Raw genomic sequence first — 16,529 nt, forward strand, 5'->3', positions numbered from 1 at the left:
AAAGAGCTTTACCCTGCGCCAACCGGAGGGGCAGGCAGTGAAGAGAACGGAACCGGCTGGATTGCCACCGACTTTGTTCTACTCCCTGACTACGACTAAGAGCTTACCCACTGTTGGGTAGTTGATTTGTGATCTAAATCATGAAAAGTGCAAGCTGACACCTTTCAGCTTGACGGTGTTGAGAGTGATTATCAATAACTGTGATCGATGACTCTTTTTTCAACATAAAAAATCAAAAGGCCATACATCACTTTAACAAAGGGCATTTGTTTTGCTGCCTAACTTGCTGGTAGTCAAAAATGCTGCTCTGGCCGGATGGATTACCCGCGGCAATTCCATTACATTAGCGCGCATAGGCAGCACACCTTTTTATAGCACTTAACGCGGAGCCATCTGTGGGCCAATCTCTGTTGGATCTTTCCGGCTTTATCAAGTTCTTTGTCGGTCTGTTTGCGCTGGTCAACCCGGTGGGCATCTTGCCGGTGTTTATCAGCATGACCAGCTACCAGGCGGAAGCAGGGCGCAATAAAACCAACCTGACCGCCAACCTGTCGGTCGCCATTATTCTGTGGACATCGCTGTTCCTGGGCGAAGGGATCTTGCGGATGTTCGGCATCTCCATCGATTCGTTCCGCATCGCCGGCGGTATTCTGGTGGTGACCATCGCCATGTCGATGATCAGCGGCAAGCTGGGAGAAGACAAACAGAACAAACAGGAAAAATCGGAGAGCGCGATCCGCGAGAGCATCGGCGTGGTGCCGTTAGCGCTGCCGCTGATGGCGGGGCCGGGGGCGATCAGTTCCACCATCGTGTGGAGTTCCCGTTATCACAACTGGCAAAGCCTGCTCGGCTTTACGGTCGCGATCGCCTTGTTCGCCTTTTGCTGTTGGTTGTTGTTCCGCGCCGCGCCGCTGTTGGTGCGTTTGCTTGGGCAGACTGGCATCAACGTGATCACCCGTATCATGGGTCTGTTGTTGATGGCGCTCGGGATCGAGTTTATCGTTACCGGCATTAAGGCGATATTCCCCGGCCTGTTGTAATACCCTTTGTTTAGCCGCGCACCTTTCGCCTTGGCGCGGCTAAAATTAATTTTAAAGTTTAAATTATTTATTGGTTCGCATTATTATAGTGCACAGGATGAATAAAATTTATGCGGTTGCACTCTTATGTTGCATAAATCTCATGTTGCTGTGCAAAAAAAACGCTAAGCGTTATTTCAGACACTTTTCTTCCCCCATTTCCGCGCGTTTTGCCCCCGTTCAACGGTAAAGCTGTTGTTAAATTAATCACATCATTCTGTGGGGCTTGTCTCACTTTCATCCAGGTGTTATTAGTGATTAACCGACCATAGGCAGGTGTTTGTTCTTTGAATGTCCGGATTGTTAACTGAATGTTTCTTTGTGCGGTAATGAGATTGCGTTGATGGTTTCAAATGAAATGATTTCGTCTTTTTTTTCTTTAAAATCATAGCGATGATTTTGTTTCTCCGCGTCCTCGATCTTGGGGGCCGGATCGGGCTTCGTGCGATAAAAGAGAATTGCTTAACATTTTCGTAAAATTTATTGGCTATGGAATTTGGCTTCTGCTAATTTCCGAGCAACTTTCCCGTGGTCAATTAACTGAAATGCGCCATAAAAACGGGAATGATTTTTGCTGGTATCCGTTTATTTAGAATTCTTATAAACACTTCACAAACTTCGATAAGCGATGCTTGTCGGTGAAAAGGAGCCTCGATTATGCAGCAAACCCTGAAGCGCACTTCTTTGACCTTGTTGATTAGCGGCGCGCTGAGCGTCGGCGCCATAAATAGCAGTTTGGCGGCGGAAGTGCCGGCCGGCGTTCAGTTGGCGCAGCAGCAGAATATTGTGATCAACAACGGCAGCGAAGTGGCTTCATTGGATCCGCATAAGGTCGAGGGCGTACCGGAAAGCAATATCATTCTTAACCTGCTGGAAGGGCTGGTGAGCACCGACGCCAACGGGCATGTGGTGCCGGCGGCGGCGGCGAGCTGGGAAAACCAGAATTATCAGCAATGGACCTTCCACCTGCGCCCCGGCGCGGTGTGGAGCGACGGCAGCCCGGTGACCGCGCAAGACTTCGTCTACAGCTGGCAGCGCCTGGCCGATCCGAAAATCGCCTCGCCCTATGCCAGCTACCTGCAGTACACCAAAGTCGACAATATCGACGATATCCTGACCGGTAAGAAGCCTCCACAGGCCCTCGGCGTCAAGGCGCTGGACGACCAGACGCTGCAGGTGACGCTGAGCGAACCGGTGCCGTATTTCATCAGCATGCTGAGCCACACGTCGCTCAAACCGGTGAAACGCGCGGTAGTGGAGAAATTCGGCGACAAATGGACGCTGCCCGCCAACTATGTCGGCAATGGCGCTTACCGTCTGAAAGAGTGGGTGGTGAACGAGCGGATTGTGCTTGAGCGCAGCCCGAGCTACTGGAACAACAAGCAGACGGTGATCAATCAGGCGACCTTCCTGCCGATTGCTTCCGAAGTCAGCGACGTCAACCGCTTCCGCAGCGGCGAGATCGACATCACCAACAGCGCCATTCCGCCGTACCTGTATGTCAAAATGAAGCGCGAAGTGCCCGAGCAACTGCACGTTAACCCTTATCTGTGCACTTTCTATTACGAACTCAATAACCAGCGGGCGCCGTTCACCGATCCGCGGGTGCGTACGGCGGTGAAGATGACGCTGGATCGCGACATCATCGCCAACAAGATCATGGGCCAGGGGCAGATCCCGGCCTACAGTTTCACGCCAACCTTCACCGAAGGCGCCAACTTCACGCAACCCGCCTGGGCCGGCTGGAGCCAGGAACAGCGCAACGCCGAAGCCAAGAAACTGCTGGCGGAAGCGGGTTACAGCGACGCCAAGCCGCTGAAGTTCTCGCTGCTGTACAACACCTCCGATCAAAACAAACAGCAGGCGATCGCCGCCGCGTCGATGTGGAAGAAGAACCTCGGCGCCGACGTCACGCTGCGCAATCAGGAGTGGAAGACCTCGCTGGAAAGCCGCCATCAGGGGCAATACGACGTGGCGCGCGCCACCTGGTGCGGGGATTACAACGAACCCAGCGCCTTCCTGAACCTGGTGCTGTCCAACAGCAGCATCAATACCGTGTTTTATAAGAGCCCGGCGTTCGACGCCATCATGGCCGCCACCCTGAAGGCGCCGGATGAGGCCGCGCGCGCCGCGCTCTATCAGCAGGCAGAAGCGCAGCTGGACAAAGACTCCGCGTTGATCCCGGTGTATTACCGCGTCAGCGCGCGGTTGATTAAGCCGACGGTAGGCGGGTTCACCGGCAAAGATCCGCTGGACTATACCGACGTTAAAAATCTTTACATTATCAAGCAGTAAAGGGGTATTCCTCACGCCGAGGCGCTGGGGGATATAGGGAAGGCCGGCCGCCGCATTCGTTCCGCGGCGGCGGGAAAACAGAGTCCGCTTACGGGCAACGCAGGTTCCACGAAGAGCCTGTGATAATAAAAACTGGAGTCGATAAGTATGACCAACATCACGAAGAAAACCCTCATTGCCGCCGGCGTCATCGCCGCGCTCGGCATCACAGCAACCACCGGCGCTTTCGCCGCCGACGTTCCTGCGGGGGTGCAGCTGGCGGATAAGCAAGAAATCGTCAAAAACAACGGTTCCGAAGTGCAGTCGCTGGATCCGCATAAAATCGAGGGCGTGCCGGAAAACAACGTGACCCGCGATCTGATGGAAGGCCTGGCGAACAACAGCCCGGACGGTTCCATCGTGCCGGGCGTCGCGGAAAGCTGGGATAACAAGGATTTCAAAGTCTGGACCTTCCACCTGCGCAAAGACGCCAAATGGTCCAACGGCAAGCCGGTGACGGCGCAAGATTTCGTCTACAGCTGGCAGCGCGTAGTGGATCCGAAAACCGCGTCGCCTTACGCCAGCTACCTGCAGTACGCCCATGTGGAAAACGTCGATGACATCATCGCCGGTAAAAAAGACAAGTCGACGCTGGGCGTGAAGGCCATCGACGACCATACTTTCCAGGTGACCCTGAGCGAGCCGGTGCCTTATCTGGTTGAAATGACCCCGCACTACGCCATGAAGCCGGTTTATAAAGAGGCGGTGGAGAAATTCGGCGAGAAGTGGACGCTGCCGGCCAACTACGTCAGCAACGGCGCCTACAAACTGAAAGACTGGATTGTCAACGAACGCATCGTACTGGAACGCAACCCGGAATATTGGGATAACGCCAAAACCATCATCAATAAAGTGACGTTCCTGCCTATTTCGTCGGAAGTGACCGACGTTAACCGCTACCGCACCGGTGAAATCGACATGACCTACAACAACATGCCGATCGAACTGTTCCAGAAGTTGAAGAAAGAGATCCCGAAAGAGGTGCACGTCGATCCTTATCTGTGCACCTACTACTACGAAATCAACAACCAGAAGGCGCCGTTCACCGATGCGCGCGTGCGTGAAGCGCTGAAGCTGGGCATGGACCGCGACATTATCGTCAACAAGGTGAAAAACCAGGGCGATCTGCCGGCCTACAGCTTTACGCCGCCATACACCGACGGTGCCAAGCTGACCCCGCCGGAGTGGTTCGGCTGGACGCAGGAAAAACGCAACGAAGTGGCGAAGAAACTGCTGGCGGACGCCGGCTACGGCCCGGGTAAACCGCTGACCTTCTCCCTGCTGTACAACACGTCAGACCTGCACAAGAAGCTGGCGATCGCCGCCGCCTCCATCTGGAAGAAAAACCTGGGCGTGGACGTGAAGCTGGTGAACCAGGAGTGGAAAACCTTCCTGGATACCCGCCATCAGGGGACCTATGACGTGGCGCGCGCCGGCTGGTGCGCCGATTACAACGAGCCGAGCTCGTTCCTGAACATGATGCTGTCCGACAGCAGCAGTAACACCCCGCACTACAAGAGCGCCGAGTTCGACAAGCTGATGGCCAACGTGTTGACCGCGAAGACCAAAGACGAGCGCGCCGATCTGTATCAGAAAGCGGAAGTTCAGCTGGATAAAGATTCCGCCATCGTTCCGCTGTATTACTATGTGAACGCCCGTTTGGTGAAACCTTACGTCGGTGGCTACACCGGCAAAGACCCGCTTGATAACGTGTACGACAAAAACCTGTACATCATCAAGCATTGATACGGTAAGAGCCGGCGGCTTGGCCGCCGGCCCATGTTGAGAATAATAAGCCGTTATCAGGCTGTCGCACAGGGTTAGGGCAATGCTTAAATTTATACTTCGTCGCTTGTTGGAAGCGATCCCGACACTATTTATCCTTATCACCATCTCATTCTTCATGATGCGCCTGGCGCCCGGCAGTCCATTTACCGGGGAACGCGCATTGCCGCCGGAAGTCATGGCGAATATCGAAGCCAAATATCATTTGAACGACCCGATCTGGAAACAGTACGGTCATTATCTGGCGCAGCTTGCGCAGGGAGACTTCGGCCCGTCCTTTAAATACAAGGATTATTCGGTCAACGATTTGGTGGCCAGCTCTTTCCCGGTCTCCGCCAAACTCGGTCTGGCCGCGTTTCTGCTGGCGGTGGTGCTGGGCGTGAGCGCCGGTGTGATCGCCGCGCTGAACCAGAACACCAAATGGGACTATACGGTGATGGGGTTCGCCATGACCGGGGTGGTGATACCCAGTTTCGTGGTGGCGCCGCTGTTGGTGCTGATCTTCGCCATCACGTTGAAATGGCTGCCGGGCGGCGGCTGGAACGGCGGTGCGCCTAAGTTCATCATCTTGCCGATGGTGGCGTTGTCGCTGGCCTATATCGCCAGCATCGCCCGTATCACGCGCGGCTCGATGATTGAAGTGTTGCACTCCAACTTCATCCGCACCGCGCGCGCCAAAGGCTTGCCGATGCGTCGCATCATTTTCCGCCACGCGCTGAAGCCGGCGCTGTTGCCGGTGCTGTCCTACATGGGCCCGGCGTTCGTCGGGATCATCACCGGTTCAATGGTGATCGAAACCATCTACGGTCTGCCGGGGATCGGCCAGCTGTTCGTTAACGGCGCGCTGAACCGCGACTACTCCCTGGTGTTGAGCCTGACCATTCTGGTGGGCGCTCTGACCATTCTGTTCAACGCGATCGTCGATGTGCTGTATGCGGTCATCGATCCGAAAATCCGTTATTAATCTGGAGCACGCGAATGATGTTGACTAAAAAGAACAGCGAAGCTCTGGAACACTTCAGCGAGAAGCTGGAAGTGGAAGGGCGCAGCCTGTGGCAAGACGCGCGTCGGCGTTTTATGCACAACCGCGCGGCGGTCAGCAGCCTGTTCATACTGGCGCTGATCACACTGTTTGTGGTGCTGGCGCCGATGCTGTCGCAATTCGCCTACGACGATACCGATTGGGCGATGATGTCCGCCGCACCCAGCGTTGAATCGGGGCACTATTTCGGCACCGACTCCTCCGGGCGCGATCTGCTGGTGCGCGTGGCGATCGGCGGGCGCATCTCGCTGATGGTCGGCGTGGCGGCGGCGCTGGTGGCGGTGATCGTCGGCACCCTGTACGGCGCGATGTCCGGCTATCTGGGCGGCAAGATCGACTCGGTGATGATGCGCCTGCTGGAGATCCTCAACTCCTTCCCGTTCATGTTCTTCGTGATCCTGCTGGTGACCTTCTTCGGCCAGAATATCCTGCTGATCTTCGTGGCGATCGGCATGGTGTCGTGGCTGGACATGGCGCGTATCGTGCGCGGCCAAACCCTCGGTCTGAAGCGCAAGGAGTTTATCGAAGCGGCGCTGGTGTGCGGCGTCTCCACGCGCAACATCGTGCTGCGGCATATCGTGCCGAACGTGCTCGGCGTGGTGGTGGTGTATGCCTCGTTGCTGGTGCCGAGCATGATCCTGTTCGAATCCTTCCTCAGCTTCCTGGGGCTGGGTACGCAGGAGCCGCTGAGCAGCTGGGGCGCATTGCTCAGCGACGGCGCCAACTCAATGGAAGTTTCACCGTGGTTGCTGCTGTTCCCGGCGGGTTTCCTGGTTGTCACTCTGTTCTGTTTCAACTTCATCGGCGATGGCCTGCGTGACGCCCTCGACCCGAAAGATCGTTAAGGAGTGCCACCATGAGCACCATTGAACATCCTGAGCTGCAAACCGCCGTCGGCGTTAAAGCGTCGCCGCTGCTGGACGTGAAAGACCTGCGCGTCACGTTTTCCACCCCGGACGGCGATGTGACGGCGGTGAACGATCTGAACTTCGATCTGCGCGCCGGTGAAACGCTGGGCATCGTCGGCGAATCCGGCTCCGGCAAATCGCAGACCGCGTTCGCCCTGATGGGGTTGCTGGCCAGCAATGGCCGCATCGGCGGCTCGGCCAAATTCAACGGCCGCGAAATCCTCAACCTGCCGGAAAACCAGCTCAACAAGCTACGGGCCGAAGAGATCTCGATGATCTTCCAGGACCCGATGACTTCGCTCAACCCCTATATGCGCGTTGGCGAACAGCTGATGGAAGTGCTGATGCTGCATAAGAAAATGAGCAAAAGCGAAGCCTTCGAAGAGTCGGTGCGCATGCTCGACGCGGTGAAAATGCCGGAAGCGCGCAAGCGCATGCGCATGTATCCGCATGAGTTTTCCGGCGGCATGCGCCAGCGCGTGATGATCGCCATGGCGCTGCTGTGCCGGCCGAAGCTGCTGATCGCCGACGAGCCGACTACCGCGCTGGACGTGACCGTCCAGGCGCAGATCATGACGCTGCTCAACGAGCTCAAGCGCGAGTTCAACACTGCCATCATCATGATCACCCACGATCTGGGCGTGGTGGCCGGCATCTGCAACAAGGTGCTGGTGATGTACGCCGGCCGCACCATGGAATACGGCAGCGCGCGTGAGGTGTTCTACCAGCCGAGCCACCCGTACTCCATCGGGTTGTTGAACGCGGTGCCGCGCCTCGACGCCGAAGGCGAAGCGTTGCTGACCATTCCCGGCAACCCGCCGAACCTGCTGCGGCTGCCGAAAGGTTGCCCGTTCCAGCCGCGCTGCCCGTACGCCATGGAACAGTGCGCGAGCGCTCCGCCATTGGAGCAATTTGGGGAAGGGCGCCTGCGCGCCTGCTTTAAACCGGTGGAGGCGTTGGTATGACAGCGGTAACCGACAAGAAAGTACTGCTCGAAGTGGCCGATCTGAAAGTGCACTTCGACATTCATGACGACAAGCAGTGGTTCTGGCAGCCGCCGAAAACCCTGAAGGCGGTCGATGGCGTTACGCTGCGGCTGTTCGAGGGGGAAACCCTGGGCGTGGTCGGCGAATCCGGCTGCGGCAAATCCACCTTCGCGCGCGCCATCATCGGCCTGGTGAAGGCCACCAGCGGGCGCGTCGCCTGGCTGGGTAAAGATCTGCTGGGCATGAACGACGCCGACTGGCGCAAAACCCGCAGCGATATCCAGATGATCTTCCAGGATCCGCTGGCTTCGCTCAACCCGCGCATGACCATCGGCGAAATCATCGCCGAGCCGCTGCGCACTTACTACCCGAAAATGCCGCGTCAGGAAGTGAAGGACAAGGTCAAGGCGATGATGCTGAAGGTCGGCCTGCTGCCTAACCTGATCAACCGTTATCCGCATGAGTTCTCCGGCGGCCAATGCCAGCGCATCGGCATCGCGCGCGCGCTGATCCTCGAACCGAAGCTGGTGATCTGCGACGAGCCGGTTTCCGCGTTGGACGTGTCGATTCAGGCGCAGGTGGTAAACCTGCTGCAGCAGCTGCAGCGCGAGATGGGCCTGTCATTGATCTTTATCGCCCACGATTTGGCGGTGGTGAAGCACATTTCCGATCGCGTGCTGGTGATGTATCTGGGCCATGCGGTGGAGCTGGGCACCTATGACGAGGTGTACCACAATCCGCAGCACCCTTACACCAAGGCGCTGATGTCGGCGGTGCCTATTCCGGATCCGGACAAGGAGAAGGAAAAGCAGATCCAGCTGTTGGAAGGGGAGCTGCCTTCGCCGATCAACCCGCCGTCCGGCTGCGTGTTCCGCACCCGCTGCCCGATCGCCGGGCCGGAGTGCGCCAAGACGCGTCCGCTGCTGGAGGGCAGTTTCCGTCATGCGGTTTCATGCCTGAAGGTCGATCCGCTGTAATGCGCCGCTAGCCGGCAACAAAAAGCCCCGCTGACTCAGCGGGGCTTTTTTTATCCGAAATATGAGCGGCGAATCACTCTTTCCACAGAATGTGGCACAGCTTGTGGTCTTTCTCGCGGCAGATCAGCACGCGGGCGAACACGTCGTTGATCGGCTCGCCGTCGCTGTCCGCCAGACCGATCACCACTTCGGCGAAGAAGTCCGGATTCAGGTCGTAATCCACGTGCTCGCTCCAGTCTTCGGAGGGGTCGTACAGTTCTGCGCCGCCGCGCTCTTCAAACTGCAGATTGAACAGCAGAATATCCGCCGGATCCAGATTGTCGCCGGCCAATTCGAGGAAGATGTCGTAGGCCTGTTCCAGCGTTTCGTCTTCGGTAAGGCGGTTATTCAAATCCATAAAAAAATCCTGATAACAAATGATTTGGCGTTATTAAAGCACGCTCGCTGCGGCTTTTACAGCAGCGGGCTGAAAAAGTAGAACAGGCGTTCGACCAGGCGATGCCAGAACGGCCGCTTCAACCACTCTTTGGCGTTCAGCAGCTTGGAGCGGGCGATGTAATCTTCCTGCACGCAGGCCAGATCGCTGCCGAAGCCGTCGTCGTCGATCACCAGGGTGATCTCGAAGTTGAGCCACAGGCTGCGCATATCCAGATTGACGGTGCCGACCAGGCTGAGCTGGCCGTCGACCAGCACGCTCTTGGTGTGCAGCAGGCCGCCTTCGAACTGATAGATTTTCACGCCGGCTTCCAGCAGCTCGGAGAAGAACGCCCGGCTGGCCCAGCGCACCATCATCGAATCGTTGTCGCGCGGCACGATGATGCTGACCTCAACGCCGCGCAGAGCGGCGGTGCAGATGGCGTGCAGCAGATCGTCGCTCGGCACGAAGTACGGCGTGGTCATGATCAGCTGCTCGCGCGCGGAATAGACCGCGGTCAACAGCGCCTGGTGGATCATCTCCTCGGGGAAGCCGGGGCCGGAGGCGATCACCTGAATGGTATGGCCGCTTTCCTGCTCGAACGGCATGATGTTGACGTCCGGCGGCGGCGGCAGAATGCGCTTGCCGGTTTCAATCTCCCAGTCGCAGGCATAGACGATGCCCATCGTAGTGGCCACCGGGCCTTCCATGCGCGCCATCAGATCGATCCATTGGCCGACGCCCGCATCCTGCTTGAAATAGCGCGGGTCGACCATGTTCATGCTGCCGGTATAGGCGATGTAGTTGTCGATCAGCACCACCTTGCGGTGCTGGCGCAGATCCATGCGGCGCAGGAATACGCGCAGCAGGTTGACCTTCAGCGCTTCGATTACTTCGATGCCTGCGTTGCGCATCATCGCCGGGTAGGGGCTGCGGAAAAATGGCAGGCTGCCGGCGGAGTCCAGCATCAGGCGGCAGTGTACGCCGCGCCGCGCGGCGGCCATCAGCGATTCGGCCACCTGATCGACCAGGCCGCCGGGTTGCCAGATATAGAACACCATTTCGATGTTGTGGCGCGCCAGCTCGATGTCGCGGATCAGCGCTTTCAACGTGTCGTCGGTAGTGGTGAGCAGCTGCAGCTGGTTGCCCTTGACGCCGTCGATGCCCTGGCGGCGGTTGCACAGCTGGAACAGCGGTTCGGCGACTTCGCTGTATTCGGTGGCGAAGATGCGGCGGCTCTCTTTCAATTCCTTCAGCCAGCGCGCGGTCGACGGCCACATGGCCTTGGCGCGCTCGGCACGGCGCTTGCCCAGATGCAGTTCGCCGAACGATAAATAGGCGACGATGCCGAACAGCGGCAGAATATAGATAACCAGCAACCAGGCCATGGCAGAGGGAACCGCACGGCGTTTCATCAAAATGCGCATCGTCACGCCGGCGATCAGCAGCCAGTAGCCGAACACCATGAGCCAACTGATTACGGTATAAAATGTTGTCATAAAGGCGAAAAATCCCGTTCGCAAACCACCAATGATGAGTGTACGCACAGATCGGGCAAGGCGAAACCTTTTATCGGCGCTTATGTTGCATAAATATGATGAAGTTAAGGCACTTGCCGAAATTGAAAGGGCGGCTTTTGCCCGCGTGGCGTCCGCTGTGCCGCCGATAACGGCGGCTTGGATCGCGGGCGGAAAGGGCTATAATGCCCGCGGTTGGCATTAGACGAACGAGTGACGGAATTATGAGACGCAGTAGAAATGAAGTGGGCCGCTGGCGCATGTTGCGGCAGAGCCAACGTCGGCGGCATCGCTGGCTGGAACGCCAGTCGTGCAGCAATCGCCATATTATCCGGGTGCGGCGCCGCCTGGACGATCAGCATCGGCGCGCGCTGCTGTTTGCGGTATCCTGCGAGTGGTAAAAACGAAAACAGTCCCGTAAGGGACTGTTTTGTTATGGCATCTGAGTTATTTGCCCAAATAGGCGTTGAGCATCCAGACCTGTTTTTCCTGCTCTTTGATGTAATCGCTCATCAGCGACGCGGTGCCTTCGTCGCCGGCGTCTGCCGCCACCGTCAGCAGCTCACGCTGCTGTTGCAGCAAGATTGAATACCCTTCCAACAGGCCGCGCAGCGTACCCTTATCATCGGTCACGTTGGTGTGTTCCTTGATGTCGGCGGTTTTCAGATAATCGCTGAAAGCGTGACGCGGCTGCGAGCCCAACGTCAGAATACGTTCCGCCAGCTCATCTACCTTGGTCAGCAGATCGTTATATGTCTCTTCGAATTTCGCGTGCAGTTCAAAGAACTGCGGGCCGGTAATGTTCCAATGATAGCCGCGCACGTTCATATACAGCACCTGATAGTTTGCCAACAGCGCATTGAGCGCCTCGGCGAGTTTTGCCGATTGTTTACTGTCAAGGCCGATATGGGTTTTCGCTGCTTTCTTTGCCGTTGCCATAATAATCTTCTCCTGATTATTTGTTCCGATAGTAGACAGAATCAATTTCCATAGCTGTTACAGTAACCGGATTTATCGCAGGGTTAAATACGATAACAGGCATTATTGCCATCGCTCAAACCGATGACGATAAATCCGCCGAGCAAATTGCCGAATCAGTTTACGCAGGTTCCGCAGGCGAAAAAAGCCGCTTTTCTCGGTTACTTGCGCAGCGCCAGTTTTACCACACCTGCGCCCAGCGCCATTAACAGCGCGGCGGCGATCAGTACCGAAATAAAGGCGCGATCAAAGGCCAGACGCGCCAGTTGCGTCAACTGCTGCGCGCGATCGGCCGCCATTCCGGCCGCCAGGCGCAACGCTTCGTCGATGCTGTCGTAGGCTAAATCGCTGACCGGCAGCTCCGCCGGCAGCGCCAGAGTGTGGCTGTAAACCGCCGTCATCAGCCCGCCGAGCAGCGTCACGCCCAGCACGCCGCCCAGCTCGTAGGAGACGTCTTCGATGGACGCCGCCATGCCGGATTTCTCCTCCGGCGCGTTCAGCATGATGGCGGTGGAAGCGGCGGTGATCACGCCGCCGAGGCCGAAGCCCACCAGCGCCAGGCTCACCAGCTGCGGCGCTATGCCGCTCTGAGACAACAGGGCGAGGGCGGCAATGCCGAAGGCGGTCAGGGCGAAACCGCCGAGGATAATGCTGCGTTCGCCGTAGCGCGGCAGCAGCAAACCGGCCATCGGCCCCGCCAACGCCGAGGCCAGCGGGATCGGCAAGATGAACAGCGCCGCCTGCAGCGGACTGAGGCCGAGCACCAGTTGCAAGCGTTGGCTGAGCACCAGCTCGACGCCGATCAGCGCCACCATCGACAGCAATGCCACGCCGATGCCGCCAGCGAACAGCCGGTTGCGGAACAGAGAGAAATCGATCATCGGGTGGGCGCTGCGCTGCTGACGACGCACGAACAGCGCCAGGAACAGGATGCCGATCAGGGCCGCCGCGAGCAAGGCGCTGACGTCAGGCGCCGGCTTGCTCAATTCTTTCAGCGCATAGATAGCGCCGACCAGGCCTATCATGATCTGTATCGAGCCGACGATGTCGGCGGGGCGCGGGTTATCGCCGCCGCAGCGCGGGATCAGTTTCCATGCCAACGGCCAGACCAGCAACACCACCGGCACATTGATCAGGAACACCGAGCCCCACCAGAAATATTCCAACAGCAGGCCGCCGACCACCGGGCCGATGGCCGCGCCGCCGGAGGCCACCGACGCCCAGATGCCGATCGCCAGCGCGCGTTCGCGTTCGTCGGTAAAGACGTGGCGTACGATGGACAGCGTGGCGGGCATCATCATTGCCGCGCCAACGGCGAGGAATACCCGCGCGGCGATCAGCCACTCGGCGGTAGGCGAGAAAGCGGCGCACAGCGACGCGACGGCAAACACCGGCAGCCCGGCGAGAAACAGCCGTTTATGGCCGATGCGATCGCTCAGCATGCCGGCGCCAGGCAACAGACCGGCCACCACCAACGGGTAGGCGTTGACGATCCAGAGTTTTTGCGAGGCGCTGGCGTCCAGCGCCTGGGTTAAACGCGGCAGAGCGGTATAGAGCACCGTCATATCGATGACGATCAGGAACAGGGCGCTGGCGACCATCGTCAGGATCAACCAGCGGTTCTTGGCGTACATAAGTCATAATCCAGTTAAAGTAGGCGGCGCGAAGGCGCCGCCATTCGGGTAACCCATCCGGCGATGCCGGATGATATACTGGTGATAATATATATCCATACGTTCGTATTGAAAAGAAGGGTTTCTTAATGGGACGTCAACGCAGCATCGATCGCGACAAGGTTTTGGACGCCGCCGAAGAGATCGTCGCCACTCAGGGGGCCGCCGGTTTGACCATCGACGCCGTCGCCAAAGCGATGGGGATCTCCAAGGGCGGGGTGCAGTACTGTTTCGGCAGCAAAGACGCCCTGATTGACGCCATGTTCGATCGCTGGGGCAGTGCCTACGAGACGCTGTTCGCCGCTATCGCCGGTGACGATCCTTCACCGCAGACCGGCGTGCGGGCGCATATGCTGGCGACGCAAAGCTCGGATCAGACCGCCAGCGCCAAGGCCGCCGGGCTGATGGCGACGCTGATTCAAACGCCGGAGCATCTGGCGAGCACGCGCGAATGGTATCGCAGCCGCATCGCCGGTTTGGATTTGACGACGGAAGAAGGCAAGCGCGCGCGCCTGGCGTTTCTCGCCACCGAAGGCGCCTTTATGCTGCGTTACTTTGGTTTGATGGATATCGATCAGGCGGAATGGGAAGCGATGTTCACCGATATGCAGGCGTTGATTTTAACTGAGGGTGCCTATCGCACTGATAGCTAGTAAAGCCCGCAGTGAAAGGCGTATGTTTATCGCACAAGATATTCCCTCGAAGAACTTTTTAGCCAGCCACTCCGTGCTGGCTTTTTTTTGTTTGCAGGCAAGCGCCCCAGCGGGGCCCCCTGAAGGCAGGGGGCGGGGGAAATTATTTACGGGCGTCCAACAGCGACTGGGCGTTCTCTGCGGTAACGACGGTCCACGGGATGTAGTAATGCTTTTGCGTGCCGCCCTCCCATTTCAGATCCTTGGCATATTGCTTCCAGATCTCCGACTGCGGTTGATAGCTTTCCCCTTTCACGGCGCGCAGCGCGACGTCGATGGAACCCTGCATCTGGCCTTTGGCATCTTGCAGAATAGAGACCATTTCACCGGCCTGCACCGCATGAATCGCGTCGGAAACGCCGTCAACGCCGGCAATCGCGAAGTCCTTCACATTCAGGCCGGCGCCTTTGATCGCCTCGATAGCGCCCAGCGCCATCTCGTCGTTTTGGCCGATCACGCCGTTGATTTTGCCCCGGTGTTTCTGCAGCCAGTTTTCCATCAGCGGCTGCGCTTCCGCGCGTGACCAGTTGGCCGTTTTACGTTCAAGTACCGTGACCTGGCCGACGCCGCACTCGGCAATCGCTTTATCATTGCCCTTGCCGCGCTGGATCTCGCCGCTGCCGCCTTTCGGGCCTTCGATAATCACCACGTTCACCTTTCGGTTCTTGCAGTCGAGTTTGTCCAGGACGGCTTTGGCTTCCAGGTATCCCCCCAACTCGTCATTAGACACTACTTCAGACGTCATCGCGTCCGTGTTCAGGCGCGCGTTGGTGACCACCACCGGAATTTTGGCTTCGTTGGCATTAGTGACGATATCGATATTGGCCTCAAAATCCATCGGGTTGACGATAATGGCATCGGCGCGCGTCTGGATAGCGGTGGCGGCCTGATCGTTTTGCACCGAGGCATCATAACGCCCATCGTAGAAGGTCAGCACGGCTTCGCCGCTTTTCACCGCCGGGTGCTCCTTGCCGAACCTTTCCATCAATTGCACGAACTCGGCTTTGTTGCCGTACATCAATACCGCGATTTTTACCGGGGCGGCCTGAGCTGCCGACAGGCTACCGAGCATCATGGCAGAGGCAAACAACGCTATCTTGGTCTTATTCATGGTTTTCTCCTGGTAGAGTTGGGTCTGATGTTATTAATCGCGCTGTTGCTTACGCGATGGGTCGAGCAAGACGGCAAGAACGATCAATGCGCCTTTGATAATTTGTTGGTAATACGATTGCACGCCGAGCAGATCGAGGCCGTTATTCATCACCCCGATAATCAGCACGCCGAAGAAGGTGCCGACCAGCGTACCGACGCCGCCGGCCATGCTGGTGCCACCGATCACCACCGCTGCGATGGCGTCCAGCTCATACCCTGCGCCGGCGTTGGTCTGCGCCGAACCGGTGCGTGCGGTGAGGATCAGGCCGGCGATGCCGGCCAGCGCGCCGCACAGCGTATACACCAGTATTTTGATGCGCGTGACGTTAATCCCCGAGGTGCGCGCGCTTTTCGGGTTGCCGCCGACGGCGTAGATGTAGCGCCCGAAGAGGGTTTTATTCAGCACCAGCCAGGCGAGGGCGAACAGCACGATGAAGATAATGACCGGCACCGGAACGCCGCCGACATAACCATTGCCCAACCAGCGGAAATCGCTGTTCAATTGCGAAACCGGATTGCCGTTGGTGGTCAACATGGTTAAACCGCGCGCCGCAGAGAGCATGCCCATGGTGACGATAAAGGGTTGCAGCCGGTAGCGAGCCAACACGGTGCCGTTCACCAGGCCGCAGACGATCCCGATGCCCAGCGCCACGATCAGCGGCACCATGACGGCGGTCGCGGTGTCGCCGATAGCCAATCCGCTGTTGTTGGTGGCGAAGCGGGCGGCGACGATCCCGCTTAGCGCCAGCACCGAGCCCACGGAGAGATCGACGCCGGCCGTAATGATGACGAAGGTCATGCCGATCGCCAGAATGCCGTTGATCGAGACCTGGCGCAGGACGATCAGGGTGTTTTCATTGCTGAGAAAATAATTGCTGCTCCAGGCCCCCTGGGCGACCTGATATTCGCCAATCAGCGCCACGATCAGGCACAGCGCGAAGAAGGCGATGATAATGCCGTATTTGTGCATACGGCGCTTATTGCGGGTGAA

15 protein-coding genes are annotated in these 16,529 nt (G+C 58.0%); 9 read left to right on the top strand and 6 right to left on the bottom strand.

Annotated elements, in window-relative coordinates; all coding sequences use genetic code 11:
- The first annotated feature begins 395 nt into the window (after positions 1–395).
- The 7 genes from AC2CGI_RS05705 (at position 396) to oppF (ending at position 9,111) form a co-directional block, all read left to right on the top strand.
- On the top strand, positions 396–1,040 hold the full coding sequence (locus AC2CGI_RS05705; protein ID WP_015378089.1) for a YchE family NAAT transporter: 645 nt from the start codon (positions 396–398) through the stop codon (positions 1,038–1,040).
- Positions 1,041–1,736: 696 nt separating this feature from the next.
- The gene (locus tag AC2CGI_RS05710; protein ID WP_015378088.1) at positions 1,737–3,374 is read left to right on the top strand and encodes an ABC transporter substrate-binding protein; all 1,638 of its coding nucleotides are present in this window, start codon (positions 1,737–1,739) and stop codon (positions 3,372–3,374) included.
- Between the two features lie 147 nt (positions 3,375–3,521).
- Complete coding sequence (gene oppA / locus AC2CGI_RS05715) at positions 3,522–5,159, top strand: oligopeptide ABC transporter substrate-binding protein OppA (RefSeq protein WP_015378087.1); 1,638 nt, start codon at positions 3,522–3,524, stop codon at positions 5,157–5,159.
- 82 nt (positions 5,160–5,241) lie between these two features.
- Complete coding sequence (gene oppB, locus AC2CGI_RS05720; RefSeq protein ID WP_004932150.1) at positions 5,242–6,162, top strand: oligopeptide ABC transporter permease OppB; 921 nt, start codon at positions 5,242–5,244, stop codon at positions 6,160–6,162.
- Positions 6,163–6,176: 14 nt separating this feature from the next.
- Positions 6,177–7,085, top strand: coding sequence for an oligopeptide ABC transporter permease OppC (gene oppC, locus AC2CGI_RS05725; protein ID WP_004932149.1), 909 nt, complete (start codon positions 6,177–6,179; stop codon positions 7,083–7,085).
- An 11-nt stretch (positions 7,086–7,096) separates the two neighbouring features.
- Positions 7,097–8,113, top strand: coding sequence for an ABC transporter ATP-binding protein (oppD, locus tag AC2CGI_RS05730; protein WP_044031106.1), 1,017 nt, complete (start codon positions 7,097–7,099; stop codon positions 8,111–8,113).
- The gene (gene oppF / locus AC2CGI_RS05735; RefSeq protein ID WP_004932143.1) at positions 8,110–9,111 is read left to right on the top strand and encodes a murein tripeptide/oligopeptide ABC transporter ATP binding protein OppF; all 1,002 of its coding nucleotides are present in this window, start codon (positions 8,110–8,112) and stop codon (positions 9,109–9,111) included. Before oppD ends, oppF begins: the two co-directional genes overlap by 4 nt.
- A 73-nt stretch (positions 9,112–9,184) precedes the next feature.
- On the opposite strand, the gene AC2CGI_RS05740 is transcribed toward oppF, so the two are convergent.
- Positions 9,185–9,508, bottom strand: a complete 324-nt coding sequence (locus tag AC2CGI_RS05740) for an HI1450 family dsDNA-mimic protein (protein ID WP_004932139.1) — start codon at positions 9,506–9,508, stop codon at positions 9,185–9,187.
- Between the two features lie 56 nt (positions 9,509–9,564).
- Positions 9,565–11,025: a cardiolipin synthase gene (gene cls, locus AC2CGI_RS05745; protein WP_076740770.1), complete on the bottom strand. Its 1,461-nt coding sequence runs from the start codon at positions 11,023–11,025 to the stop codon at positions 9,565–9,567.
- A 242-nt stretch (positions 11,026–11,267) separates the two neighbouring features.
- On the opposite strand from cls, the gene AC2CGI_RS05750 reads away from it, so the two are divergent.
- A complete protein-coding gene (locus AC2CGI_RS05750) occupies positions 11,268–11,444 on the top strand; it encodes a YciY family protein (RefSeq protein WP_025159792.1) in 177 nt (58 codons plus the stop codon).
- Between the two features lie 46 nt (positions 11,445–11,490).
- Here AC2CGI_RS05750 and AC2CGI_RS05755 read toward each other — a convergent pair whose 3' ends face one another.
- Together AC2CGI_RS05755 and smfY are read right to left on the bottom strand one after the other, a co-directional pair.
- Positions 11,491–11,982, bottom strand: coding sequence for a Dps family protein (locus AC2CGI_RS05755; RefSeq protein WP_004932132.1), 492 nt, complete (start codon positions 11,980–11,982; stop codon positions 11,491–11,493).
- A gap of 200 nt (positions 11,983–12,182) precedes the next feature.
- Entirely contained in the window at positions 12,183–13,655 is a 1,473-nt protein-coding gene (gene smfY / locus AC2CGI_RS05760; protein WP_076740771.1) for a multidrug efflux MFS transporter SmfY, read from the bottom strand.
- Between the two features lie 128 nt (positions 13,656–13,783).
- Between smfY and AC2CGI_RS05765 the strand changes: the two genes are divergently transcribed.
- Positions 13,784–14,347, top strand: a complete 564-nt coding sequence (locus tag AC2CGI_RS05765; protein ID WP_015378084.1) for a TetR/AcrR family transcriptional regulator — start codon at positions 13,784–13,786, stop codon at positions 14,345–14,347.
- 142 nt (positions 14,348–14,489) lie between these two features.
- Here AC2CGI_RS05765 and AC2CGI_RS05770 read toward each other — a convergent pair whose 3' ends face one another.
- Both AC2CGI_RS05770 and AC2CGI_RS05775 read right to left on the bottom strand, forming a co-directional pair.
- Entirely contained in the window at positions 14,490–15,497 is a 1,008-nt protein-coding gene (locus AC2CGI_RS05770; RefSeq protein WP_004932124.1) for a substrate-binding domain-containing protein, read from the bottom strand.
- Between the two features lie 33 nt (positions 15,498–15,530).
- Positions 15,531–16,508, bottom strand: coding sequence for an ABC transporter permease (locus tag AC2CGI_RS05775; RefSeq protein ID WP_370456197.1), 978 nt, complete (start codon positions 16,506–16,508; stop codon positions 15,531–15,533).
- Positions 16,509–16,529: the final 21 nt, after the last annotated feature.

The organism is Serratia sp. LSHTC3, assembly GCF_057197125.1.